32 protein-coding genes and 2 pseudogenes are annotated in these 23,308 nt (G+C 49.7%); 13 read left to right on the top strand and 21 right to left on the bottom strand.

Features of this window, described 5'->3' with window-relative positions:
• Window positions 1–28: 28 nt before the first annotated feature.
• Both kduD and hxpB read right to left on the bottom strand, forming a co-directional pair.
• A complete protein-coding gene (gene kduD, locus AC5JPW_RS04620; protein ID WP_494238491.1) occupies window positions 29–790 on the bottom strand; it encodes a 2-dehydro-3-deoxy-D-gluconate 5-dehydrogenase KduD in 762 nt (253 codons plus the stop codon).
• Between the two features lie 130 nt (window positions 791–920).
• Complete coding sequence (hxpB, locus tag AC5JPW_RS04615) at window positions 921–1,589, bottom strand: hexitol phosphatase HxpB (RefSeq protein WP_494238489.1); 669 nt, start codon at window positions 1,587–1,589, stop codon at window positions 921–923.
• Window positions 1,590–1,733: 144 nt separating this feature from the next.
• On the opposite strand from hxpB, the gene AC5JPW_RS04610 reads away from it, so the two are divergent.
• The gene (locus AC5JPW_RS04610) at window positions 1,734–2,270 is read left to right on the top strand and encodes a YniB family protein (protein WP_494238488.1); all 537 of its coding nucleotides are present in this window, start codon (window positions 1,734–1,736) and stop codon (window positions 2,268–2,270) included.
• Between the two features lie 33 nt (window positions 2,271–2,303).
• Here the strand turns inward: AC5JPW_RS04610 and AC5JPW_RS04605 are convergent, their stop codons facing one another.
• The 4 genes from AC5JPW_RS04605 to AC5JPW_RS04590 all read right to left on the bottom strand — a co-directional run bounded on the left by AC5JPW_RS04605 (window position 2,304) and on the right by AC5JPW_RS04590 (window position 5,034).
• Window positions 2,304–3,164, bottom strand: coding sequence for a fructosamine kinase family protein (locus tag AC5JPW_RS04605; protein WP_494238487.1), 861 nt, complete (start codon window positions 3,162–3,164; stop codon window positions 2,304–2,306).
• Between the two features lie 105 nt (window positions 3,165–3,269).
• Window positions 3,270–3,560, bottom strand: coding sequence for a type V toxin-antitoxin system endoribonuclease antitoxin GhoS (gene ghoS, locus AC5JPW_RS04600; RefSeq protein WP_494238485.1), 291 nt, complete (start codon window positions 3,558–3,560; stop codon window positions 3,270–3,272).
• A gap of 106 nt (window positions 3,561–3,666) precedes the next feature.
• Window positions 3,667–4,599 carry a 6-phosphofructokinase II gene (gene pfkB, locus AC5JPW_RS04595; RefSeq protein ID WP_494238483.1) on the bottom strand — a complete coding sequence of 311 codons (933 nt, stop codon included), beginning with the start codon at window positions 4,597–4,599 and terminating at the stop codon, window positions 3,667–3,669.
• A gap of 180 nt (window positions 4,600–4,779) precedes the next feature.
• Window positions 4,780–5,034 (bottom strand): hypothetical protein, encoded by a 255-nt coding sequence (locus AC5JPW_RS04590; protein ID WP_494238481.1) that lies wholly within the window; start codon window positions 5,032–5,034, stop codon window positions 4,780–4,782.
• A gap of 400 nt (window positions 5,035–5,434) precedes the next feature.
• Here AC5JPW_RS04590 and AC5JPW_RS04585 point away from each other — a divergent pair, with 400 nt between their 5' ends.
• Window positions 5,435–6,193 (top strand): DUF481 domain-containing protein, encoded by a 759-nt coding sequence (locus tag AC5JPW_RS04585; protein WP_494238479.1) that lies wholly within the window; start codon window positions 5,435–5,437, stop codon window positions 6,191–6,193.
• Between the two features lie 46 nt (window positions 6,194–6,239).
• Here the strand turns inward: AC5JPW_RS04585 and AC5JPW_RS04580 are convergent, their stop codons facing one another.
• Window positions 6,240–6,479 carry a helix-hairpin-helix domain-containing protein gene (locus AC5JPW_RS04580; RefSeq protein ID WP_494238477.1) on the bottom strand — a complete coding sequence of 80 codons (240 nt, stop codon included), beginning with the start codon at window positions 6,477–6,479 and terminating at the stop codon, window positions 6,240–6,242.
• A 108-nt stretch (window positions 6,480–6,587) separates the two neighbouring features.
• Here AC5JPW_RS04580 and fumD point away from each other — a divergent pair, with 108 nt between their 5' ends.
• Both fumD and AC5JPW_RS04570 read left to right on the top strand, forming a co-directional pair.
• Window positions 6,588–6,800 carry a fumarate hydratase FumD gene (gene fumD, locus AC5JPW_RS04575; protein WP_494238475.1) on the top strand — a complete coding sequence of 71 codons (213 nt, stop codon included), beginning with the start codon at window positions 6,588–6,590 and terminating at the stop codon, window positions 6,798–6,800.
• Window positions 6,801–7,189: 389 nt separating this feature from the next.
• Entirely contained in the window at window positions 7,190–8,383 is a 1,194-nt protein-coding gene (locus tag AC5JPW_RS04570; protein WP_494238473.1) for a tyrosine-type recombinase/integrase, read from the top strand.
• On the opposite strand, the gene AC5JPW_RS04565 is transcribed toward AC5JPW_RS04570, so the two are convergent.
• The 10 genes and pseudogenes from AC5JPW_RS04565 to AC5JPW_RS04520 all read right to left on the bottom strand — a co-directional run bounded on the left by AC5JPW_RS04565 (window position 8,353) and on the right by AC5JPW_RS04520 (window position 14,493).
• Window positions 8,353–8,589 (bottom strand): hypothetical protein, encoded by a 237-nt coding sequence (locus AC5JPW_RS04565; protein ID WP_494238471.1) that lies wholly within the window; start codon window positions 8,587–8,589, stop codon window positions 8,353–8,355. The two genes, AC5JPW_RS04570 and AC5JPW_RS04565, sit on opposite strands and share 31 nt — an antisense overlap.
• 34 nt (window positions 8,590–8,623) lie before the next feature.
• Entirely contained in the window at window positions 8,624–8,842 is a 219-nt protein-coding gene (locus AC5JPW_RS04560) for a TraR/DksA C4-type zinc finger protein (protein WP_494238470.1), read from the bottom strand.
• Entirely contained in the window at window positions 8,839–9,003 is a 165-nt protein-coding gene (locus tag AC5JPW_RS04555) for a hypothetical protein (protein WP_494238469.1), read from the bottom strand. Before AC5JPW_RS04555 ends, AC5JPW_RS04560 begins: the two co-directional genes overlap by 4 nt.
• 41 nt (window positions 9,004–9,044) lie before the next feature.
• Window positions 9,045–10,209, bottom strand: a pseudogene (locus AC5JPW_RS04550) (RecT family recombinase).
• Window positions 10,166–12,148, bottom strand: a complete 1,983-nt coding sequence (locus AC5JPW_RS04545; RefSeq protein ID WP_494241128.1) for a PD-(D/E)XK nuclease-like domain-containing protein — start codon at window positions 12,146–12,148, stop codon at window positions 10,166–10,168. Before AC5JPW_RS04545 ends, AC5JPW_RS04550 begins: the two are co-directional and overlap by 44 nt.
• Window positions 12,079–12,540, bottom strand: coding sequence for a RecE-related exodeoxyribonuclease (locus AC5JPW_RS04540; RefSeq protein ID WP_494238468.1), 462 nt, complete (start codon window positions 12,538–12,540; stop codon window positions 12,079–12,081). Before AC5JPW_RS04540 ends, AC5JPW_RS04545 begins: the two co-directional genes overlap by 70 nt.
• Window positions 12,464–13,447, bottom strand: a complete 984-nt coding sequence (locus AC5JPW_RS04535) for a RecE family exodeoxyribonuclease (protein ID WP_494238467.1) — start codon at window positions 13,445–13,447, stop codon at window positions 12,464–12,466. The genes AC5JPW_RS04540 and AC5JPW_RS04535 overlap by 77 nt, the downstream gene beginning before the upstream one ends.
• A 137-nt stretch (window positions 13,448–13,584) precedes the next feature.
• A complete protein-coding gene (locus AC5JPW_RS04530; protein ID WP_494238466.1) occupies window positions 13,585–13,755 on the bottom strand; it encodes a YdaE family protein in 171 nt (56 codons plus the stop codon).
• Window positions 13,748–13,864, bottom strand: a pseudogene (locus tag AC5JPW_RS04525) (hypothetical protein); the annotation flags it as partial. The pseudogene AC5JPW_RS04525 and the gene AC5JPW_RS04530, both read right to left, overlap by 8 nt.
• Before the next feature lie 359 nt (window positions 13,865–14,223).
• Window positions 14,224–14,493 (bottom strand): hypothetical protein, encoded by a 270-nt coding sequence (locus AC5JPW_RS04520; RefSeq protein ID WP_494238465.1) that lies wholly within the window; start codon window positions 14,491–14,493, stop codon window positions 14,224–14,226.
• Between the two features lie 219 nt (window positions 14,494–14,712).
• Here AC5JPW_RS04520 and AC5JPW_RS04515 point away from each other — a divergent pair, with 219 nt between their 5' ends.
• A complete protein-coding gene (locus AC5JPW_RS04515) occupies window positions 14,713–14,910 on the top strand; it encodes a hypothetical protein (RefSeq protein ID WP_494238464.1) in 198 nt (65 codons plus the stop codon).
• Window positions 14,911–14,955: 45 nt separating this feature from the next.
• Here the strand turns inward: AC5JPW_RS04515 and AC5JPW_RS04510 are convergent, their stop codons facing one another.
• The 3 genes from AC5JPW_RS04510 to AC5JPW_RS04500 all read right to left on the bottom strand — a co-directional run bounded on the left by AC5JPW_RS04510 (window position 14,956) and on the right by AC5JPW_RS04500 (window position 17,254).
• Window positions 14,956–15,693, bottom strand: a complete 738-nt coding sequence (locus tag AC5JPW_RS04510; protein ID WP_494238463.1) for a PP2C family protein-serine/threonine phosphatase — start codon at window positions 15,691–15,693, stop codon at window positions 14,956–14,958.
• The gene (locus AC5JPW_RS04505) at window positions 15,693–16,421 is read right to left on the bottom strand and encodes a protein kinase domain-containing protein (protein ID WP_494238462.1); all 729 of its coding nucleotides are present in this window, start codon (window positions 16,419–16,421) and stop codon (window positions 15,693–15,695) included. The genes AC5JPW_RS04510 and AC5JPW_RS04505 overlap by 1 nt, the downstream gene beginning before the upstream one ends.
• 137 nt (window positions 16,422–16,558) lie before the next feature.
• A complete protein-coding gene (locus AC5JPW_RS04500) occupies window positions 16,559–17,254 on the bottom strand; it encodes an XRE family transcriptional regulator (RefSeq protein ID WP_494241126.1) in 696 nt (231 codons plus the stop codon).
• A gap of 110 nt (window positions 17,255–17,364) precedes the next feature.
• Between AC5JPW_RS04500 and AC5JPW_RS04495 the strand changes: the two genes are divergently transcribed.
• From AC5JPW_RS04495 to AC5JPW_RS04470, 6 genes are all read left to right on the top strand, one after another.
• Entirely contained in the window at window positions 17,365–17,592 is a 228-nt protein-coding gene (locus AC5JPW_RS04495; RefSeq protein ID WP_494238461.1) for a helix-turn-helix domain-containing protein, read from the top strand.
• Window positions 17,593–17,622: 30 nt separating this feature from the next.
• Complete coding sequence (locus AC5JPW_RS04490; protein WP_494238460.1) at window positions 17,623–18,174, top strand: toxin YdaT domain-containing protein; 552 nt, start codon at window positions 17,623–17,625, stop codon at window positions 18,172–18,174.
• An 84-nt stretch (window positions 18,175–18,258) separates the two neighbouring features.
• Window positions 18,259–19,188 (top strand): phage replication protein O, encoded by a 930-nt coding sequence (locus AC5JPW_RS04485; protein ID WP_494238459.1) that lies wholly within the window; start codon window positions 18,259–18,261, stop codon window positions 19,186–19,188.
• Window positions 19,172–19,918, top strand: coding sequence for a replication protein P (locus AC5JPW_RS04480; protein WP_494238458.1), 747 nt, complete (start codon window positions 19,172–19,174; stop codon window positions 19,916–19,918). Before AC5JPW_RS04485 ends, AC5JPW_RS04480 begins: the two co-directional genes overlap by 17 nt.
• A gap of 2 nt (window positions 19,919–19,920) precedes the next feature.
• Window positions 19,921–20,232 carry a hypothetical protein gene (locus AC5JPW_RS04475; RefSeq protein ID WP_494238457.1) on the top strand — a complete coding sequence of 104 codons (312 nt, stop codon included), beginning with the start codon at window positions 19,921–19,923 and terminating at the stop codon, window positions 20,230–20,232.
• A complete protein-coding gene (locus tag AC5JPW_RS04470) occupies window positions 20,229–21,086 on the top strand; it encodes an MmcB family DNA repair protein (RefSeq protein WP_494238456.1) in 858 nt (285 codons plus the stop codon). Before AC5JPW_RS04475 ends, AC5JPW_RS04470 begins: the two co-directional genes overlap by 4 nt.
• 70 nt (window positions 21,087–21,156) lie before the next feature.
• Here the strand turns inward: AC5JPW_RS04470 and AC5JPW_RS04465 are convergent, their stop codons facing one another.
• Window positions 21,157–21,558 carry a hypothetical protein gene (locus AC5JPW_RS04465; RefSeq protein WP_494238455.1) on the bottom strand — a complete coding sequence of 134 codons (402 nt, stop codon included), beginning with the start codon at window positions 21,556–21,558 and terminating at the stop codon, window positions 21,157–21,159.
• Window positions 21,559–21,896: 338 nt separating this feature from the next.
• On the opposite strand from AC5JPW_RS04465, the gene AC5JPW_RS04460 reads away from it, so the two are divergent.
• The gene (locus AC5JPW_RS04460) at window positions 21,897–22,625 is read left to right on the top strand and encodes a hypothetical protein (RefSeq protein ID WP_494238454.1); all 729 of its coding nucleotides are present in this window, start codon (window positions 21,897–21,899) and stop codon (window positions 22,623–22,625) included.
• An 83-nt stretch (window positions 22,626–22,708) separates the two neighbouring features.
• Window positions 22,709–23,308 carry a DUF1367 family protein gene (locus AC5JPW_RS04455; RefSeq protein ID WP_494238453.1) on the top strand — a complete coding sequence of 200 codons (600 nt, stop codon included), beginning with the start codon at window positions 22,709–22,711 and terminating at the stop codon, window positions 23,306–23,308.

Here is a 23,308-nt window from a genome sequence, read left to right as displayed (position 1 = left end):
GTGTAACTCTTTGTCACAAAGCTGACATTTATCGTGCCAACCAGCCACCGTCGACTGCCACGGTATATCCGTTGATGTAATCTGCAGCAGAAGACGCAAGAAATACCGCCGGACCTTTAAGGTCGTCCGGTTTTCCCCAACGCCCGGCAGGGATCCTGTCCACAATTTCTTTATTGCGATCCTCATCTTCGCGCAGTGCCTGCGTATTGTTGGTCGCCATGTATCCCGGCGCAATCGCATTGACATTGATATTGTGTATGGCCCATTCGTTAGCCATAGAGCGGGTCAACCCCATCAACCCACTTTTTGACGCGGTGTAAGAAGGCACGCGAATGCCGCCCTGGAAAGAGAGCATCGAGGCAATATTGATGATTTTGCCACCCTGACCCTGGGCGATAAATTGCCGTGCTACGGCCTGAGAGAGGAAAAAAACGGTTTTCAGGTTGAGATCCATGACCTCATCCCAGTCTTTTTCGGTGAATTCAATGGCATCGCAGCGACGAATGGTGCCCGCGTTATTGAGCAAAATATCGATACGCCCCATCTGCGCAACGGTCTGACTGACAATGTTGTTAATCGTATCTTGTTTACTCAGGTCCGCCTGAATGGCCAAAAAACGGCGGCCCAGTTCGCTGACCTGCGCGGCGGTATCATGCGGGATTTTGCGGCCAACGCCGACAATATCACACCCGGCCTCTGCCAGGCCCAGCGCCATACCCTGACCCAGACCGGTGTCACAGCCGGTTACAATGGCGACCTTATTTACCAGCGAAAATGCATCCAGAATCATGGTTCCCTCGTCTTCGTTTTTCTCACATAGCCTGTGATGAGAGTAGAGGGAGAAAGGCAGAAATACAAATGAAATGAAACGTTGTTTCAAAAAAAACGCAAGAGGCATGAATCGCCTCTTGCATGGGGTATTAACCGCGCAGATGAGTGAGGGTCAGCTCTTCAAGGCTGGTCAGTTTGATATCGGCGAGGGCATAACGTGGATCATCACAGTTCTCCTCTGCGGGCACCACTATCGAACGCATGCGGGCGGCTTTACTGGCAATCATACCGTTAGTGGAGTCTTCCAGTGCTACGCATGAGAGTGGGTCTACGCCCAGTTTTGCGGCGCAATCCAGGTAAACCTGTGGATGCGGTTTGCTGTACGCAAGTTTTTCTGCGGAAGCCAGTGCATCAAAATTGCCACGGAGATCAAACAGGGTCAGTACTTTTTCGAGCATGTGCAGCGGTGACGCTGATGCCAGGCCAACCCGCAGGCCGCTTGCTTTACATAAAGCAATGGCTTCGCGAGCACCAGGCAATAACGGGCGCTCTTCTTCCACGAGGGCTATGGCGCGGCTGATGATGCGGGCTGTCACTTCTTCGCGGCTCGGTCCCTTCCAGGGTTGTTGGTCAAACCACATGCCGACCACCACATCAATGCGCAATCCCAGCAGATCTGGCAATTCATCGCGGCGGGAAATATCCACATCCAGGCTTGCTATGACTTCCAGTTCAGCTCGATCCCAGAGTGGCTCTGAGTCCATAATCAATCCATCCATATCGAAAATAGCAGCAAGAATTTGGCGCGGGGCAGACATTTACACCTCTCTAAGTCGCATTGTAGAGCAGAGAAAACACACATTATGGTCAAGTTACCATCATACCGTCTTTAAAGTTCAGGCGAAAATGAATCTGAGCAGGTAGACTTAGGCGCAAAACAGCACGTCTGAAAAGGGGAATCCATGACGTATCAACAAGCTGGACGCATTGCGGTACTTAAACGCGTTCTGGGGTGGGTTATTTTTATCCCGTCCGTGATTTCGACAATTATTTCCGTACTGAAATTTATGTACGACCACAGCGAAAAGCAGGCGGGTATTAATGCTGTGATGCTGGATTTCGCCCATGTGATTATTGAGATGATGCGCTTCAATACGCCGTTTCTTAACCTCTTCTGGTACAACTCCCCAACCCCCGATTTTCATCAGCAACTGAATATTGTGTTCTGGATTATCTTCGTGCTGATTTTTGTGGGGCTGGCGCTACAGGCATCCGGCGCCCGCATGAGCCGCCAGACGCGTTTCCTGCGTGAAGGGGTCGAAGACCAGATGATTCTGGAGAAAGCGAAGGGGGCCGAAGGGCTGACCCGTGAACAGATTGAAGGGCGGATCGTCGTGCCTCATCACACTATTTTCCTGCAAATTTTTCCGCTCTATGTCCTGCCCGTTATCATTATTGTTGCAGGCTACTTCTTCTTCTCGCTCCTCGGTTTCCTGTAAATCAAAAGGCCACCCATAAGGTGGCCTCAGTTCTCATGCTGCGAGTACCCGCTCCAGCGCTTTTTGTGCCGCGAGCAGATGCGGCCCGCCAAACAAAATTGCCCGATTGAACAGCGTGTACAGCTGATACAAAGGTTGCCTGTCGAGAAAATCAGTTGGCAGCGGGCAAACCGACTGATAGCCATCATAGATTTGCGGCGGCTGGTCGGGATGCAGTGGTAACATGGCCAGATCGCACTCTCTGTCACCCCAATAGCAGGCCGGATCGTAGATGTAGGGACCATCGGGACCCAGTGCGCAGTTTGATGACCATAGGTCGCCATGCAGTAGTGAAGGTTGGGGCTGATGTGAGGACAGACGCTGTTGTACATGTTCAACAATGGCGTCAATGTTACCAAACTCCAGCCCTTTTTCTGCTGCCAGCTCTAGTTGCCAGCCGATACGCTGTTCCGCAAAGAAGGTCGACCAGCGTCGCTGCCAGGCATTAGGTTGCGGCGTGGTAGAGAGATCGTTATCAAAATCGAGGCCGAACTGCGGCTGGTCGCTCCATTCATGCAGGCGGGCGAGCTGCTGTCCGAGTTGAAATGCGCTATGCGCATCGAGCGGGCGGGCAGGGAGATACTCCATCACCAGAAAGCAGTAATCGCGGTCGCTGCCAACGGCCCAGACCTTGGGTACGCGAACAGTATTGCTGCGTGAAAGCAGTTCCAGTTGGTCGGCTTCCGCCGTGAAAATGGGGAGAAGTTCGCGCTCATCACATTTAACGAATAAGTCCCGACCACCGTAACGTAAGTGCCATGCAGCATGGATTTCTCCACCCGGCAATTCGTCACGCTGTTCGATATCACCCTCGCCAAGTTGTTCGCTTAACAGACGACTAATTGCTTGCCACATGATATGTCTCCCATGTTATCAGCCAGATCATTAAGTTAGCGCACTACAGCCACGAAAAAATACGAACCAACGCACACCTGCGCACGACAATCGCTAAGATGGCATTTATTGAAACTCTTTTTGCCAGTTTTCCCAACTCGTGACCTGGACATCTGGCGTTTCGCTTATGGCACCCTCTGCCAGTCTGCTGGCCAGATCGTGTACTTCTTGCTCGCTGAGTGGGCTGATGAGAGCAAAAGTATTCGTTCCGAGATCGTGCACCTTGCCTTCATCATCGGTTAATGTCAGGAGAAAACCCGCGCGCGTAAATTGGTTATTCAGCTCATTAATTTCCGTCAGGCTTTGTTCATGAAAAGACACTGTGATGACGTAGCGTGCAATCTCACCGCTGCTCATAATTCACCTCATTGTTATCCCGAGTTTTTTTAGCATAGTCCGCGAGGCGGATTTGTCGACTGTTGTGGGCTGGGTAGCCCTTCATCACATAGATGAAGGGCGGGTTTCAGATCTGTCGCAGGTAATCGTAGATTTTTTGCGTATCGGCAAGAGAGCACAGACGCGTGCCCTGATTAAGGGTTGCCGCACTACCGGCAGCAACGCCATAGCGCACCATATCTTCAAGTGTGGCACCTTCAGCCAGTTTTAAAGTCATCGCACCGACCATACTGTCGCCTGCGCCAACCGTACTTTGGCTTTTTATTGGTGGAGGTACCATCTGTACACAATGTTCTGCATCGACGGCGAGTGCGCCTTGTGGCCCCAGTGATACCACAACCCTCAGTGCCTTGCCTTTGTTGACAATCTCCCGGGCAGCGTTACGCACATCATCAGGTTGCGTTAACTCTCGTCCTACCAAAGCGCTAAGTTCTTTCAGATTAGGTTTCACCAGTTCAATATTGCCAATGTCCAGTGCCGCCGTCAGGGCCTCTCCGGAGCTGTCAACAATACAACGAATACCTTTCTGCTGGGCAGTGACGATCAGCTGCGTTAGTTTTTTGACGTTAACGCCCGGAGGCAAACTGCCGCTAATAACGAGCAGAGAGCCGCTGTCGATAGCCAGCACGTGTTCTTCCAGTTGCCGAAATTCATTGTCGCTGAGTGCCGCTCCTGGCATCACGAATCGATACTGCTCCCCACTGGTCTCGACATGAACATGCAGGTTTTGTCGGGTCCAGTCGCGAGTGGTAACGCTCTGCGTAGGAACTTGTTCATCCGCCAGTAATGCAATGAGGTGTTCACCTGTTGCACCACCTGCGGGGAAGATCGCTGTGGCTTTGCCGCCGAGATGTGAGATAGCGCGGGCAACATTGATACCGCCTCCACCAGGTTCAAATACCGGCGAGGTACAGCGCAGCTTACCCTCAGGGTAGATTTGTGGTGTCAGTGTTGCACTGTCAAGCGAAGGGGCGAGCGTCAGAGTATATACATTAACCATTCTAATCTCCTTTTATTGTGGATTGTGTAAGCCTGGCACTGGGTGCTCAGAAGGCAATATATTCTGAAAAGGTCAATGCAGGATTCAGGAGTCGATTACTCCCTTTACCCTCTAAATTGATGAGTTCAGGACCAATGAGGTTTTTCCTAAAGTGGGTTAATTGACTTTCTTGTCACTTATTCACTCACTTTGTGAAAACTTTTCAATGCGAGCCAATACTTTTCTGTCGAGTTCGTCGACACTGGCTTTCGTCATTCCCGCTTCATACAGCATGATGCGTTGGCCGCGGCGGGTGTAATCGGCCCAGAGGAGGGCGTAACGATCGTGAAGTTCGTGGTTGAGTTTTTTTAGAGTACGCAGGCTTTTTACCATCATCAGAGTGCCAATAAAGAATAATAACAGCACTAATGTCATGATAATTATGAGAACAAACATTCAGGAGAACCTCTGGTGAAAAGGGTACAAATCTATCGGTGTGCTGAAAATCATTTAAGTGAGATGAATGGTATGACTAATCCATCTTGACTTCAATGACTATTAAAAGTGTTTGTTTTGTATTTTTATTAACCTTATTAAAGTCATTGGGTTGTATTTTTTAGTCAGTCTTTATCGGGCGTGACTTTTCTATGACTTAATTTAACCGGTAAAAATGGGATGTATGTGGTGATAAAAAATTTTTCTATGAGCCATGTAAGTTAAGGGCAGACTAAAGATAGAAAGCAGGCAATAAAGAGGGGGAAAGACGGTGAAATTACATCGTTTTTATCTGCGGATAGTATTAACATTAGCCCGCGCAAAATAGCGCTTAACCTTGTAATGTATTTAGAGACACCAAATGAAGCTTTTACAGACAGTACCCGCTCTGGTTCTTCTTGCGGGAGGCGTGCTTGCGTCCATGAATGCTGCCGCAGATGACACCGTTTTTACTGTCATGGATGACCCATCAACTGCTAAGAAACCGTTCGAAGGTAATTTGAACGGGGGCTATCTGGCCCAGTCAGGAAATACCACAAGTTCTTCATTAACTGCTGACACTACGCTGACCTGGTATGGTTCAACGACTGCATGGTCTCTGTGGGGTACTGCCAGTAATACATCTGCTAACGATGAGCGTTCCTCTGAGAAATACTCCGCGGGCGGACGTAGCCGTTACAACTTAACCGATTATGACTACCTTTTCGGTCAGGCAAGTTGGTTGACCGACCGATACAATGGTTACCATGAGCGTGATGTTGCTACCGCGGGTTATGGTCGTCAGTTCCTCAATGGACCGGTGCACAGCTTCCGTTTTGAATTCGGTCCTGGTGTGCGTTATGACGAGTACACCAATGGCGATACTAAAACTCAGGGGCTGGGTTATGCATCAGGTACCTATGCATGGCAGATGACGGATACCGCTAAATTCACTCAGGGTGTTTCCGTGTTTGGTTCAGACGACACGACCATAAACTCAGAGACAGCGCTGAACGTTGCCATCAACGATCACTTCGGTCTGAAGGTTGCCTATAACCTGACCTGGAACTCCCAGCCACCGTCAACGGCACCCGATCACACCGATCGCCGGACGACCGTTACTCTTGGCTACAAGATGTAAATGCGATGGGCCGGTCTTCTCCGGCCCTTAATCATTAATACTTCATTTATTCCGGTTGCGCTTGTGCCAGGGCAATAACATTGCGTATAGCGGATTTTGCCTGCGGACTGTTTTTCCAGCACGTTGACCCCACCAGTTCGGCCCCCTGAGCCACAATATCTTCCACGCTTGCCTGTCGAAGTTGTTCCAGTGAACTAAACCCCATCTGCTCCAGTCGCTCAACCACTTTAGGGCCGACGCCTTTGCAATCGAGTAACGCATCACGTTCTTTTGGTGTAAATGGCATAGTGATTTCCTTATAGTGAATGGCGCTTTCGTCCAGTCCGTTATTATTAAAGACGTACAGCGAGACAGCAATCTACTGAAAATAGCGATCCACTTGCAGGGGGAATGGATGGGTAAAGCCAAAGACGCTGAGTTATACGAAGAAATGTGCCGGGTTGTTGGCAAAATTGTGCTCGAAATGCGTGATCTGGGGCAGGAACCGAAACACATTGTGATTGCCGGAATGGTACGCACGATGCTGGCTAACCAGAAGTTACAGCGTACCGAACTCACTAAGCAGGCGATGGCTGAAGTGATTAAAGCGTTAGGCTATGAAGCATGATGGATTCCTGTCCATTTGAAAAAATCTGAATTGAACCAATATCTCACTGAGTGGTGCATTCCCGCTTTTAATAGTGTTACCATCCCCGGACCAAATGTAAAAACCGCCCTGAGGGCAGACATTTGCGTAAACCATTACGCGCCAATTTAGCAATTGTTGGTTAGATGGCGGCGTAATTGATTGTAAACATATAAATATTTACTTCGTATGTGATCTTACGTGTAAGACACATACGATGTTTCTTCTGATTTCACCCCGTTTCACCTTCGCCCCCCAACCCCTTATCAGCTTTGACTTTTAACCGCCTGGATGTTTCACTTCGTTTCTGTCCGTGCGTCTTTGTGCCACGCATTTCTTGTACATACTGATGTACACATTCAGGAACGAAAATGCTTACCGATGCGAAGCTGAGAAAGATTAAAGGGAAGCCGTGCGAAAAGCGTTATGAGCTTTCAGACGCGAATGGCCTGTCTGTTCGTGTGACACCAGCAGGCATGATCGTCTTTCAGTTTCGCTATCAGTTCAATGGCAAGCCCAGGCGCATGACGCTGGGTCAATATGATGACCTGTCATTGAAAGAGGCCAGGGAAGCATCAGCAGAAGCAAGGAAGGTTCTCAGTACCGGGAAAGATCCCATCACTTCCCGTGAAATGCACCTCGACCAGCAAAGGACTTCCCCAACCGTCGAAGCTTGCGTTAATGCGTGGCTTGATAGTGCCCCCGCAAAAAGACTCGTCAAACACGATCACTGGAAGCGTGCTCTTGAAAGGCATGTTGTAAGCCAGGTTGGTTCAATGGTCGTTGAGGATATGGTCGTTTCCCACTGGCAGCCGGTATTCGCCAGAATGCGACAAAATGGTGCTGAGACGTTTGCTGGTGAAGTGCTTTCGCGGATGAAGACCATTTTCTCTTACTGCATCCGCGCCGGACTAATTCGTTCTAACCCCGTTGCTGATCTGCGTGTGATGGATGTTGGTAAACCGGTTAAGACCGGGAAGAGAGTTTTCAACGACAAGGAAATAGGGGCGTTCTGGTTAGCGGTGGAGGCATCCACTATCACCGAGCAAAACAAACTGATGCTAAAGCTCCTTCTGCTTACAGCGTGTCGTGGTGTTGAGATGCGCCTGGCGAAAAAAGATGAATTCGATCTTGATGCTGCTGTCTGGAATGTACCGGAAACCAGTTCAAAAACGCGTGAGCCCTTTGTAAGAGGGCTGTCTCAGGAAGCGGTGGAGTTACTGAAGAAGGCATTTGCGCTTTATCCTGATTTTCTTCAGGTCTTCCCGCCTGCAGCGAAGAAAGAGGACCGGCCAATGGCTGCTGGTGTGTTGCTAAACCTGGCAGCACAATTGCGCGATGATCTGGACATTCCCCACTGGTCGATTCATGACCTTCGCCGCACTGCCAAAACCAAAATGAGTGAGTTGAGGATCCTTCCCCATGTTTCCGAAAAGGTGCTGGGCCACAAACTTGCGGGCGTCCTCGCCGTCTATGACCAGCACGATTACTTGAAAGAACAGCAGGAGGCACTTGAAATACTGGCTGCTCATATTCACTCCTGCGTTGGCTCTACCAATCCCTGAGCGGCAAAAAAACGCATCACGTCACAATAGCGGTACTGTTCACCGCCTTTCCCTGGGTTCGTACCCGGTGCTGGTGCAGGGAAAGGCGTACCGCTTTTCTCCCAAGCCTGGCGTTTCCTCCAGAACGTTGTGCGTGAAATCCCACCCAACATCGCCTGAACGTTTTCCCGGTTAACCAGAACCGGTTGAAATGAAACTTTATGCATACCGATCTCCTGGCCCCTGCCGGGGCCGATTAATTCAACGACGATGTTTGTTACGCTTTTCGGTGGTGTCCTGGCACTCTGCACACATCTGGCAGTCAGGAACTGCGACTCGGCGCGCCTCTTTGATCTGATCTCCGCATGCCTCGCAGTGAGTTGCGGATACCGCATTGCGGTCGATGCGCATGTTGGCCACGGCCTGATCAATGCGTTGCTGCGCCAGCTCGTTAGCCGCGTCGATGGTGTCTGGTCTCATGCTGCACGCTCCGGGTCGTATTCATCCCAACAGTTAATTTCAATGTTTCTTAGTAGGCGGCGTTCTGAAACCTCATCCACACTGCGGCCGGTTAGCTCAGCAACCACCTGGTTGTTGTGGTGCTTCGCGAGAATCACCAGTTCTTCAATACTCCAGTCCATAAATCCTCCTGCGAGTGGGAGGGCTTCCCCTCCCGACGCCCTTAGCCCACGTATTCCGGTTTCATATCCAAGAGATTGACGCTGTATTTTTCGTACAGCTCATCGCCCAGATGACGTTTGGCTGATGCCAGAATCTTCTCGGCGTCTGCAAAGCGTTCTGCTGCCCCTATCTCGCCAGGTTGCGGCAGGGAGTTGATCGCCGCCTCAACATTGTTGCGAGCATCAACCAGGTAATAACGTTTAACGGCTTTGTTCTTCAGCTCGGTAAACAGCGCGGTGCCAAGTACTGATTTTTTCGATTCGATATCAGCACGCACCGCTTTGGCGTTGTCTACATCTTCAGCTGCATCAATACGATCGCGGAAGTCATCGGCCATCACATCGATGTTCGTTGCGGATTCCTGCCCGCTGGTGGTTGTGGGTACCTCAGCAGTAATCTCCTGCACCGACATGCGCTGAGTTACCTCAGGGTTAACCTCACGCTCAGTGCGAGCCTCAACCTCATCGGGGCTGTAAACACCCAGGATGACTTCCGGGCAATAGAGGCGGCCCCAGTATTTAACGCCGAGATAGGCAATCTGCTGTTTCGGGTTCGAGACCCAAAGTGGAGAGTTACGCGTTACCACTCCTGACAGGTAAATGGGTTCGCCCCAGGTGATCTCACTTTCACCGCGCAGGATGGCCCCGACCTCAACGTACAGACCGATTTCATCTTCATCAGTCCAGTCGCGGACACGCTCAGTGACCTGGTATTTCCCGTTCTTACCATTTTTTTCTTTGGTGACTTCGCGGGTTCGTGTGCAGCGCTCCCATTCACCACCGTAGCGGTAGTGAAAACGTCCACGGATGGCGTTTGAGCTGGCAATTACGGCGTTTATCAGCTGGGCTTCATAGCCGAGCACGCCGTTTACCAGGTGGGTTTTCTGCGCGACAGCATAGGGATTCATGCCCCACTGCATGGCCTGCATCACGATAGCCATGCAATCAGCTGGCTTGCCGGCAAGGTGTGCCGGGACAGTGACCTGCGAGTCCGCCATCAGGTTGGCGAACGCTGTTAACTGACCCAGCGCCTGTACGTTGAAAATGGCATTGCTGGCAGAGATTGTGTTTGGTGCCTGCTGCTCAGTGGTGATGATGTTGGTGTTTTCCATCGTTATTCCCCTTATGCCACACGCAGCGCTTCAAGGCGGCGCAGGTCGAAGTCATTCAGTTCATCGGCGTAATCGTCGACAATCGGTGCTGGCCATTCGCCAGTGTCAAATGCGTTCGCGATAGAGCGCATGGTGGTCTGGTACTCCAGTGCACCCAGCTCAATCAGTTCCGGGCTGGCTTCGACGATGGCGATCCAGTGGTAGCCTTCGTCTTTGTTGACGAAAATCCAGAAGAACTGATCCAGTGCCGCGGTATTCATATACATGGCTGCGCTGAGGTGATAATCGCGGTCGATTATTTCGCGGTGCAGCTTCGCCCGGAGGCCTGACTGCTTGACGTTCCACATGCTTATGGTCTTCAGGTCGAAGCCTATGCGGACCCCGTTCATGTCGATTTCCAGATCCGGACGAACACGAATTTCCAGCCCGGTCTCATCGTCGAACCCGAAATAACTCACCTCAACAGCGCGGCTTGGGTGAGTCAGGAACTTACCGGCAGTTGGGTGTGCCAGCAGCGCATCCTGAATAGCCAGAGCCGTTGCCAGCTGCGCGCGAGTCACCAGAATCTTGTCATCCGGGTTAGCGCGCCAGGCATCCAGCAGTTCGTCAGCGAATACCGCTGTCGGATTTACCGATTTAATGGACTGAATGAGATCTGCTTTGGTACCGGACACTTTCAAAGGTGCGGGCTTCTGCGCTTCCTGGGCAACCAGATCAGGGTTGATGGTCGCCAGCTGCTCGAGCAGGGCGTCACGGCTGCCGCTGGTTTTCACCGGAGTGGGCAGGGTGGCGTTGTACTCTTTGATGCAGGCCTTCATGGCTGCGGCCGTTTGTTTCTGGTCTGCCTCGATGCGCTGGAACTCCGCTGGCAGGGACATGTAGCTCTGCCCGGTCTCTTCGATGGATGCACCGAGCGGTACCTGGGCGGGCAGGGTGGCGTTATGCTCTTCCAGCAGCGCTTTTATGTCGTCACCGTTTAACTGCGGCGCCAGGGTGGTATTGTGGGCATCAATGAACTCGCGCAGTGTCGCCGTGGTGGTGAATGCACCTTCCGGAATAACCGGCTCAACGCTGAATTCAGCGTCCAGGTTTTCAGGTTGCAGCGCCAGTTCGTGCACCAGGTTCCCCATATCGAGCACTTTGGACTGTTCGCGAGCGATCGTCTTCGCGACATGACGCGCGTTGAAGTACATCAGGCTCACACGGGCGTCTTTAACCTGCGTGCTGCTGATACCGTTAGCGCCGTGGTAGACGTTGTTTGGCAGACCTTCATAGCGGCCTGGTTCGAAATAGGCCGGGTATTCTTCGACCGGTTCGGTAGTCGCATCCTGAACTTCTTCGGCCTCATCAAACTTAGCCATCGCAGTTGCGAGAACTTCTCCGACAGGGGCCAGAATTTCTTGAGCTGTCAGGGTAGCTGTTTCCGCACCAGACTCATCAGCGCCCTGGCTTCCTGATACCGCGCTATCAACTTCGCTTTCGACCGTGACAGTCGTTTCCATCTGCACATCGTCGGCAGCCTCTTCTGATTTAGTGATGCTGGTGGTGGATTGCTGACCCATCAGGTCATCTATGGAAAAAATGCCGTTGCCGAGGTTGGCAACATCAGATTTTGTTGTGGTCGTCGCCTCTGATTTACTGGCTGCCTCTACCGCCAGTTTCCCCACTACAGAAAATCCGGTGTCCAGCTTATCGAGGCTCTCAACCGGTTCGGTACCCTGAATGACTCCGGCAACAACAGCAGCACTATCAAGCTGGCGTGCTCCGCCCAATGTTTGTGCTGTCGGGTTAACATGGTCAGTTTCCGTGAGGTCTTGCGCACACCCAAACTTGCAGCTGGGCCTGAGATTTATGCATGTCGAGAGATGCAGTACGGATGACAGCAAAGATGGCAGCGCGTGAATAATCGAGAATGCCCGGGGTTTTACGCAGAAACGCAGACCATTCTTTGAACGGGCTTTCTTTGTTGGTGACGATTTCTTTTGCCCGGCGATAGATAGCCGCCAGGGATGTTGTAGATGTCGAAATCCATCGGCAGCGTTGCAGCAGCGATTTCAATATCAAGCGTGTCCAACGTGTGGACGTAATCGGAATTACGATCAGTCGGGATTCCACCGCCAGCCGTGGTGCCAGCGTCAGTGCGTTGAATCGCAGAAATGCGTTTGCCAGCAGCCCATTCTTTAACGAGCAGACCGCGGTCTACATGGTGAGTTGTCAGCCAGGCTTTGGTGAACGCGACCACTGCGCCCAGTTCCTGACGTTTATCCTGAGCAAAGACAGCTTTCACCGCCTGGGTGAATTTCCAGATGTCATTGGTGGACAAACTTTTCATGCCTTCGGCATTCTCGGCTGCCATCAGCAGGTTCTGGACGTAGCTGTTGTCCATATCCAGTCTCAAGTGCGGAGATCTGATTACGCTGTTCGGCGGACACGTGGTGAGTTAGCTCTTCAGATATGAACTGAGACAGCAATAGTTTGCGGAACTGCAACTGTGCTACTGGCCACTGCATTTCTTCGTCAACATCGCGGCTCAGACCTTCCGAATCGCTGCCCTCAGTCTTCTCACTTAACCAGTTTTCTACCAACTGATTGCGAGCATTAGGCTCAGCCTGAATCCAGTCCGTCATAAATTCACAAATAAGCAGCGGGTCGTGGTCGGCATCCTGGGCGAAAACAGCTTTTACAGCCTGCACCAGCTTCCACTCAGCATGTACTGACAATCCCTTAAAATCCGGGGCTTCTGCTTTGGCCTGCAGCAGGTTCTGCATGTAGGCGTTACCTTCATCCATAGACAGTTCGCTGGCAGTCATCTGCTGCTCTTTGCTGATATGGGTAAGATATTTGTCATTAAGCAGGTGCACGGCCAGACGAACGGCATCAGAGCGGTTCTCAAGCAGTACTTCAGCATCATCTGCCACGCTGCTAATTTCGGTATTTTCTTTCAGCACAACAGAAGTACTTTTCGGCACAACGGTATCGTCTGCAGAAGGGTGAAAATCATCCACGGGACTCTTATCGACTTTCAGTTGCCATGTGCGACCATCGTCAGCCAGCTCATAACGCTCGCACCAGGTGTAATCAATTGCCTCTTCTTTCGGCAGATCGTTCACGACCGGGAAATTGGTAAAAATCGGCAGCTGGTAGTCGTGACCGCGACCGACTTCAATGGCGTTGTCTTCCAGCACAACCTGCACCTGCAGCTTTGCGCGGGATTCGGTTTTAGCAGAGAACCAGAAAACCGCGTTCGGCCTTCCTGATTTCTGACTGGCTTTGAGTAAGGTGAAAAAATCCATACAGAACCTCATTTTTGGGTGATAAGATCCCCGAGCCATTGATAGCGCCCATTGGGTATTCATTGGTTTTGGTAATTTCCGGTGTGCTTTCGACGGTGTCACCGGACGTACAGGCCCGCTTCGGCGGGTTTTTACGTTTAGCCTTCGTGGGCCATCTGGTCGTATGAAGCACAACGCACACAACAGTAGTCGCGCTCTTCGTGCTTCAGCTGCGCGCCGTGAATTAGCGTCAGAGTGTTCTTCACTTCTTTTCCCTGCTCAATCGGCTTTCCACACAGGTGGTAAGCGCATTTCTTTTGGTTATGCATCCGGGTCCCCTTTCTGCGCCAGCATGTAGCAAAGGCGGCGGAGCAGCGCCTCGAAGTAATTCAGTTTCACTGCCTGCTGCCTCGCTGGTTTACGTGCAAAATCAATCATTACGATCCCCTTGTTATGCCTGTCTTTTCACCACTTCAGGCTCGGTGGTATGCTGGAGTTCCTACACAACCAGCAAGGACGAACTATGAAATCAGTAACTAAGCCGTGCCCGATCTGTGGTGAAGCATCCACATCGTTTAATCACGTAAATCAGGTCGTTAACATACGAGTGACTCCGCCGACTATCAGAGCCGTTCCGTCCGTGGTTTATGTTTGCGATGAACACGGCTGGATCATGCTTTCTGAGCAAATCAATGACCTCGTCACTAACAGCACTGATCCATCTGTAAAATCCCGACTTGCTGAGTTGGTTAAGGTTCGCTTTGTACCTGAACAAGATCAGCCTCTGGCTCTGAAATCTATTGAGTCGCTCGGGTAAGGTCTTTACGGCACTCACTTCTCCAACCCAGGCGGTACATTTTTTTATTCATCTTGCCGCGAGGTACGCCGCCTGTTCTGCTCATCTTCCGGCGAAGGTGGCGCATGTGTTTTTCTTCCGGACTATTCATTCCCGTGCCGCCATCCTGCCGGGCGCTTTGAAGCTGCAAGGGCTTCTGTCGAGTTTCAAAGAGACGCCACCAGAACACACCAAAGCCGACCATGCCTACCTTTTTTGTGTTGCCTTTCATATCAATCTCCTCCCTTATCGCCGGGTCGCGGAACGTTAATAAACCTGTGCGCTTAGCTGTTTCGTTATGATGGATTTATAATAGCCATGAGTATTATTGATAGCAATACGTATTGATATTAAGTAATAGCAATTCGCATTAAACTCTTGATAGCTAAATGAATTTAATTTTGTAAAAAATGCGTGTCATGCTCAGAAAAACATCGAAATGGAGGTTCGTATGGGTATGAATGAAGACAAAGCTGGGTTGATTCTGAGCGCCATTGGCCTGGCGGTTGTTGAGATGATTGGCGAGAGGGTGCCCATCATCAGAGTCAACCTGGTTGATAAGCTGGAGCACAACCGGCGTGAGACAGGGAACGTGATTGGGAAGGGCGCGAACAGGGATGCGGCGGAGCTGGTCAGGAAAGGGGTATAAAAAACCCGGCGCGGCAGCCGGGTAAATAATAATAACCCATACCTTTTAGAGCATAAGCTTAACAGCCATCAAGGAGTAATCATCTTCTATACCCTTTAATTCAATGCGCCTTTGCAAGCTGCTAGCAAATTTAGCTGGAGAAGAAAGCGTTGCCGAAGAAAACCTTGGGCGTGCGACCCAATGGCTATGAGCCCCATCAGACATTATAAAAATATTTAGGGATCCATCTTCCAATTGTAATTTATTAAATGGGATAAAGAGTGATTGATATTTAAATGGTATTCGTGGTGACGGAGATATTGCTGCAGTAATGATGTTCTTACCTTGAGCTTTTTTGAGTTCTCTTGCAGTAAAATGGCCTTCATCTAAGAGCATTTGATGCTGAGTATGATCTTTGGTAATTTGGATTAATTTGTTTTCTTTTTTGATATACAAACGACAATCGCCAACATGACCAATGACCAAGCCATCTTTAGATACATGACAAAAAGTAAGGGTAGTCGATGCTGATGACAGTTCTGTATTATAATAGGCTATTTTTTCTAGATTACTTTTTATTTTCTCAAAAAGTAAATCAACGTTTCTAGGAGTCGAATCATAGTTGGATAAAAAAGAAATAACTGAAGAGGATGCTTCTTTTCCACCCTTATAACCACCAACACCGTCAGCAACAGCGAAAAGATAGCCGCCATCAATTTCACGAGGGTACAATACAGTATCCTGGTTCTCTGTTTCTCTACTTTTCGAAAGTGAGAATCCCGATGAAGAAGTTATAAGTGACATTATCCCTTGGCCTCTAATTCAGAAATAGCTTGTAATACCTGCTCGACGTTGAGAAAACGCTTTTGTAGTTGCCTGTGCTTGCACTTGTTTATAATATCATCATACCCATCAATATCCAAATCTTCCATCAGAACGCCAACTGAATAGATATCTGATTGGAAAGAATAACCATGTAGCATTACCCCATAATCAAAATATTTTGGCGTACCTAAAAATACACCAACCTTTGTGGCAAATTGGGTTTGTGTTGGGCTGATACTTTTAGCTAAACCAAAATCTGAAAGTTTATAAACACCTGTCTTAAATTTAAGGATGTTCATTGGCTTTATGTCACGGTGAACATAACCCTTGCTATGTATAAAAGAAAGACCATTGAGAACCATCTTTATTATTTTTACTTTATCTTCTTGATTTAATGATTTTTTTGATATTTCCGTGTCTAGGCTGCACTCTGCTAACTCCATTACAAACCACGGATTTGCGCTTTGCAGATCAAACATAAAAATTTGTATAATATTATTATGTATACATTTAGTTTGGCAGAATACTTCACGCTTGAATCTTTCATGTAGGTCGGTATCTGAAGGGTCAGGGATAAGCTTTTTTCGAGCATATGCGCCGGCATTGAATCCAGATGTGTTTGAAATGTTAATGCGTTCAACTATTCCGTAACCACCTGAACCAATCTCTTCTTCTGGTGTGATGATATAACTACGGAATCTGACCATTAATGTGTTCCTTTTAAAGATTAACTGTATGTAATTACAAAAATGCAGAGCTCCAAAATGGGGAGTGGAGCCATCGAAGCACACCATTTAAATACGTTAATTATGTTATTAGAACTTAACTAGCAATTTCCTTTCGTTTACCCAAAACGCTTATAAGCAATTGTCTGCTTAATGAGTACCTTCGCCATGATGTGAAAGCGATCTAACTCTCCATCCTCGATGTACCACTCTTTGTATCGAGCGTTATCCGATATCACCAACAACTTGTCCTTGTGCATCTGCAGGCGCTTAACGTGCAGCGTATTACCAAACACAAAAACGTACACGCCATCGCCGTCGAAATGCCGCACACCGATGTTCACGAAGATTTCATCGCCTGGGTCAATCGTGCCTTCCATGCTGTCACCGCGAACGGTGATCACCTTCACCTGAGAAGATGGTACTGGGCCAAAGAGGGCATGCCCTTTATCGGGCGTGTACTCAATCGCTCTGATGGTTTCGATAAAGTCGGTCGACAGCATAGAACCCGGCCCCGCGCTTGCGTGAACATCCAGCACATCGACTCTGTAGATATCAGATCGCGGCTGAGTGACAACTTCCGCAGGCTTCTGGCCATCAGCCCTCATGCTTCCTTCGCCAGTTGAAAGCCATTCCGTTCTAACGCCAAGCGCATTGGCAATCTCAACGATTTTCGTCGAGCCGCGAGCATTGCCACTGGTGAGTCGCCAAATGGTGGGCTGAGCCACGCCTGACGCTTTTGCGAGAGCGCCCTGGGACATGCCGGACAATTCCATTGCCTGATTAAGGCGGTCTGCAAGAGATTCTTTTTTCATAGTTTTCAATTTATACGCTTGCGTATTGGTGGTCAAAACACGTTTCGCTATTGCCAATATCAATACGCATTGCTATTATCCATATCGACCAATACTTAAAGGAATTGGATATGACCAACAAAGTTATCCAGCGAGCAATCGACATCGCTGGCAGCCAAAAAAAATTAGCAGATCGCTGCGGTGTTGCTCAACCAACCGTGTGGCGCTGGCTGCATGGCGGCGGGATTGACGCACGTTACGTGATGAAAATCGTGTCTGCCACTGAAGGGAGAATCAAAGCGGCAGATATCAGGCCCGATCTCGCGCAGCTTCTTAGCGCAAATAATACAGCCGCCTAACCGGCGGCGCTAACCACGAAAGGGAAAGCAATGCAGACGCAATCACTTACGTATCAACAAAATACCGGAATGTCACCGGTAGCGATGATAAATCGCACTCAAACAAAGCAGGACGATAGTCATGAACGAGTGCGTGATGCAGTGCGCGCCTGGTCGGCAGCTATCGACAATCAGGATGTCGTGGCGGCGTTGATTATCAGTGAGTACCGCGAGAGGGGAGGCTGCGCTATCGACTTTCCGGAAGACATCAGCCGGGCGCGCCAGAAGCTCTTTCGTTTTCTGGATAACCGGTTCGACTCCGAGCAGTACCGCGAGAATGTTCGCCAGCTGAGCCCGGCAATCATGGCCGTTTTGCCGCTGGAGTTCCGCACCCGGCTCGTGCCGCAGGAAGACACGATGTCGCGCATTGCATCAGCAATGAAAGAGTGTGCGGAAGCAAAGCAGGCTGTGCTGCTGGGGGCGCCAGAGCATCAAAAACTGAAGGAGGTGAGCGAGGGTATCACGTCACTTTTCAAACTTATGCCAGAGCAAATAGGGCCGCTTATGACGATGGTCACGTCAATGCTGGGATGGGTCTTGTGAAGCATTCAGAAAGGGCGAAAGCCGCGGTGCTCGAACACCAACGGCTTTCAGGTGCAAATGCAGTGAACAATTGCGGAGAGCAGTATGGCAAATACCGCTGAAGTTATCAATTTCCCTATCAAAACCGAGCAAACAGGAGGTCTTATGGCCGACCTGTCCAACGGGTACACCAGGATCGCAAACGAGATTCAGAAGCTGAAGCCGCGCCTGCGCATGTCAGGGCGTGAATGGCAATGCCTGGAAGCGATTATCTGGCTGACCTACGGATGGAACAAAAAACAGGACCGGGTTACGAATACTGTCATTTCCGGGCTTACCGGGCTTGCGGATTCGCATGTTTCTGATGCGATAAGCGCCCTGGCTGAGCGTGGAATTATTTTCAGTCACAAGCAGGGCGTGATGAAAACAGTCGGTATAAATACTGACCTATCTGCCTGGATTTTGGACAAACCGAAAACGGGAAAACTCTTCCCGAAAACGGGAAAATCCTTCCCGGAATCGGGAAAGACCTTCCCGGAAACGGTAGACACCCAAGACTATAACAAGAACAGTATTAAAAGATCTTCGTCTGAGAATTCTGACGAATCCTCGGACGACCCTACTGAGAAGTTTCTCTCTCGTCACCCGCAAGCGATCGGCGGTATTTACACACCTGCAGGTAAATCCTGGGGAACCGCCGAAGACCTTCGCGCCGCCAAGTGGATTTATGACCAGGTGCTGGTGGTGAATGCCAGTCTGTCAGAGCCCAAGTGGGTCGAATGGGCAAACACCATCCGACTGATGCGCGTACAGGACTTTCGCTCTCATCACGATATCTGCTCACTGTTCAAATGGGCCAGCCAGGACGTCTTCTGGAAAGACAATATCCTCAGCCCTTCCAGCCTTCGCAAGCAGTGGGACAAGCTCACCACGAAGCGGCAGAGCCAGAGTAGCGGTGTTACTCGTGGCGGTACCGCTATCGATTTCAACAATACCGACTGGATCAACGGGGTGTTCGATGAAAAATCTCTCTGAGCAGATGGTCAGCTTAGACCGCGAAAACTTCCGTCGTGCCGCTCACGGTATGCCTGAAGTTCAGGATGCCAGCGCACCAGTGCGTCAGGCCGAACAGGTGGCGGAGATTTTCAACTCGCTGTTCGCCAGGCTCCGCGCCGCATTCCCGGCCGCCGTGTCTGCTATCCGCTCGCAGGACGAGTTTGACGAAATTCGCCGCCAGTGGGTTCTGGCGCTGGGCGAAGCCGGAATCACCAGCATGGCGCAGGTTGACGCTGGTATGCGCGTTGCTCGTCGCCAGGAAAAGCCGTTCCTGCCGTCTCCAGGCCAGTTTGTTGCCTGGTGCCGCGCCGAGGAAAGCGCCGCTGTCGGATTACCTGACCAGAACGAGCTGGTTGCCCTGGTGTATCAGTACTGCCGAACTCGCGGGAACTACCCGGACGCTGAATCTTATCCGTGGCCTGGTAAAACCGCTGACAAGCAGCACACCACCAAATCCAAAGCCTGTTACTGGATGGTGACGACCCTCAACCAAAAAATGCGCGCTCAGGGCCTTACTGACGGCGAGTTGAATCGCAAAGCCGGAGAGGAACTGGCGAAGATGGTGAGTCGCATTCGTAGCGGTGAAGATCTGCCAGAACCGATTATTCGTCTGCCATTGCTGGGCGGTAAGCCACTGACTCGCGAGCAGGGAATGGCGCGTGTAGCGGAAATCCGGGCGAAGTTCGGTTTCAAAGGCGGGAGAGCGTAAGCATGGCCAGTAAATCACTTTGGGCAATAGTCGATTACCTCCGTGAAAACGAGACCATCACGCCTCGTCAGGTTCAAATACTGTTGGGCTGCGACTGCAAGAAGTCTCACAACCTGCTGTTGCACTTAATCCGAAAGGCTGTAGTTTGCCGCACTGGCGAGTCTCATCACCCGGTATTTACGCTGCTTCCGGGCCAGGAACCAAACATCAAGCGCCTCAAAGAAACTGAGGTAAAAAACGCCGTAGCAGCAGTATGCCGCCAGAACTGGCAGGGCTATCAGATCCACAAAATTTTCGGGAGTGCACGGGCATGAAATGGGGACATAACGAACTCGCTCACGATCTCGCTGAGCATTTGCGCCAGAACACGGCTCGCATGGTCTGGGAAGACATGCAACTCGGTCCAAGCGGAACGGCGCGCCCTGATGTATACGCGCTGCCACATTCCTATAGCAAATTTTGCCCGGTAGTTTACGAAATCAAAGTCAGCGTTTCCGATTTTCGCGCCGACGTTACTGCCGGGAAATATACCAAATATTTCAAATACGCCAGCGCAGTGGTGTTTGCTGTCCCTGAGGGGATGCTGAAAAAGACAGACATTCCGGAAGGCTGCGGTCTGATGATCCGAAAAGAAACTGGGTGGCATACGCTCAAAGGCCCAACTATCCGCCCGATGGACAATATCCCACGCGATGCCTGGATAAAACTGGTCATGGATGGAGTTAAACGCGAAGTAGAGCGCACCAGAATATCGGCACGAACTAACTCTACCTATTACGTCGAAGAACGCCTGAGAAAACGCCACGGCGAGGATATCGCCTCGCTGGTGGCTCAAGCCCACCAGTCCAATGAACGATTCAAAAACGCCATTGAGCATCAGGAAAAACAACGCCAGGCAGTTGTGAGGCAGACCGACGAGGAATCGCGGCAACGTCGGGAAGATCGCGAGCGGCGGGAAGAACGTCTCAACAAAGAGCAAAGCGAATTAGCGGTGACTCTGGGGCTGGCTGCAGACGCGACGATTTATCAATTAATTCGCGCAATACAAACGGCGAGTAATCGGTTAGCAGAGGATAGTGAAATACAGCGCTTGCGCCGTATTTTTGGCGACATAGAGCGAATGATCTCAAATGGTCAGGAAGCACTACCAGGGGAGAACGCGGCATGAAAAAGCCGCGCCATAGGGCCTAAAAATGGAATGCGCTACTCACATACATTCTCTATGAGTAGCGTTGATTTTATTGATTTTTTTTCATGGCCTTGCGTATGATTTCAGTGGTGATGTCGTTTCCCATCCGAATAATCGCTCCGTACATCGACGGTCCAAATCCTCCCATGAATACGCCTTGAGATGCCATGTTGGATGCACGAACTTGGCTTTCAGCTGTAGCTTTCGCATAGAGTTTTTTACTATCTTCATCGCTTTTTACCACTGTCATTTGTTCGATGTCGGCAGCTGAAATGAAAGCACCTTCAATTAAAATTCTGGTTGAATTAGAAACGTAAGGAATGATTATATCTTCTAAAACCTCATCTTCATTAGTGCAATCAGATTCAATATAAATCTTTGATTTGTCCTTTGATTTGTCCTTTGAGTTTCCGATTTTTTTCATTTTTACAAGAACGTGAATGTAACTCATAGCAGCCTCTATTGATGTGTGTATTCAATTGCAACGTTAGATAGTGCTTTATTGACCTGCTACCCATAGACTAACACAAGCTGATGTTGTCAACGTCCCCTCTTGGCACAAACCTGACGTAATGCAGTCTGATATAATCCGCTACAAACACGGGAGGGGTGATGAGTGACATTTATAGAAGTAAACATGATATCCATCCGTTAGATCCCTACATAAAATGGTTAGCTAGCAGGAATCTTATGTTAGCTACATGGGGGATAACCATTTTTATAGGTGTTGTTTTATCTGGATATTTAGAACAATGGTCTTTGCTGCCAAGATTTGGCTGTATTTGAATTATGATAGGAACGCTCCTGACACTCTCACCTATGTTTGCTGATGGGGTGTATCTTTCACAAGCTGAGGCTTTTGGTTTTGGCTCCGTTGATGAAGATGGCAAAACTGCCGTAACTTCGGCTGAAGGACGGAAAGTTTTACTAAACATATTATGGGGCGTTGGGCTGGTTATCATTTCATCTTTCATCAATGCTTTTGGCGATCTGATACATGGTTTAGGAGGTTTAAAGATGAGCTATGGAGCTGAGGTTTGGAGCGCTATCGGTGGCATATGTTCTGCGATAGCCGCAACGATGAGTGTCATGGTTGCGTTAAAGTCTTTCCGCCATCAAAAATTCGTTGATAAAAAGCAAGCAGAATTTGATAGGCAACAGCAGATCAACAGAATTGAAGATCGTTTAATATCCATTGCGTCAAAAATCAATGTATATTTTGGGAAGTATGAAAATCGGGATATGCCATTTCGTATCGCATTGAATGTTGCTGAAGCAGTTGATACTGGATGCACAACAATAAAATTTTCTTCAAAAAAATATGATCTTAATGAGGTTGAGGAAAATGAACTAAAATCGATACTAATAACGCATTTATGTTTTGAGGCATCGGAGCAATTGTTCAGAGATAAGCACCCGGCATTTAATATTACCGAACATTATGACCATGATGATTTCGATTACCTATCATTTATTTGGATTAGATCGAAAAACAGCTTGCTTATAAGCCAACTTTAATTTTTTTTGATTTTCCATAATCACCTGTCCATAATACCAGTGTCAGTCTGAACAACTGACGACCTGTGCGCCACGGAGAACCCATGGCGCAGTTACAACTTATCAAGCATTCATCAGGAATCCTGATCCCCGCTACGCCGGAGACCAGCGACTTTCTGCATTCAAAATGCAAACTCGGCTCCGTACTCGAAGGTGAGTTCCGCCAGGTACGCAATGCCGCTTTGCACCGTAAATACTTCTCCCTCCTGAATCTGGGCTTCGAATACTGGGAGCCGAACGGCGGCGCAATAACATCCTCTGAAAAATCAATTGTGAATCGCTATGCGGGATATCTCGCCCTTCGGGTGGGTAATGGTGACGTCCTGACTTCTTATGCAGAAGAGTTCTTTTCTGACGTGGCTGAGCGCCGTTCATCATCAAATCTCACCGCCACTAAATCTTTCGATGCCTATCGGGAGTGGGTCATTGTCAGTGCAGGGTATTACGACATCGTAAACCTGCCGGATGGCACCCAGCGTAAGCGGGCTAAAAGCATCTCTTTTGCGAACATGGACGACACCACGTTTTCCCCTCTCTACAACGAATCTCTCAATGTGTTATGGCGTTTCATCCTCTCCCGCGCATTTACCAGCAAAGCGGAAGCAGAGAACGCAGCGGCGCAGTTGATGAGCTACACGGGGTAA

The organism is Phytobacter sp., assembly GCF_059074235.1.
Note: the sequence above shows the minus strand (reverse complement) of the source record. Positions and strands in the feature narration are given on the sequence as shown.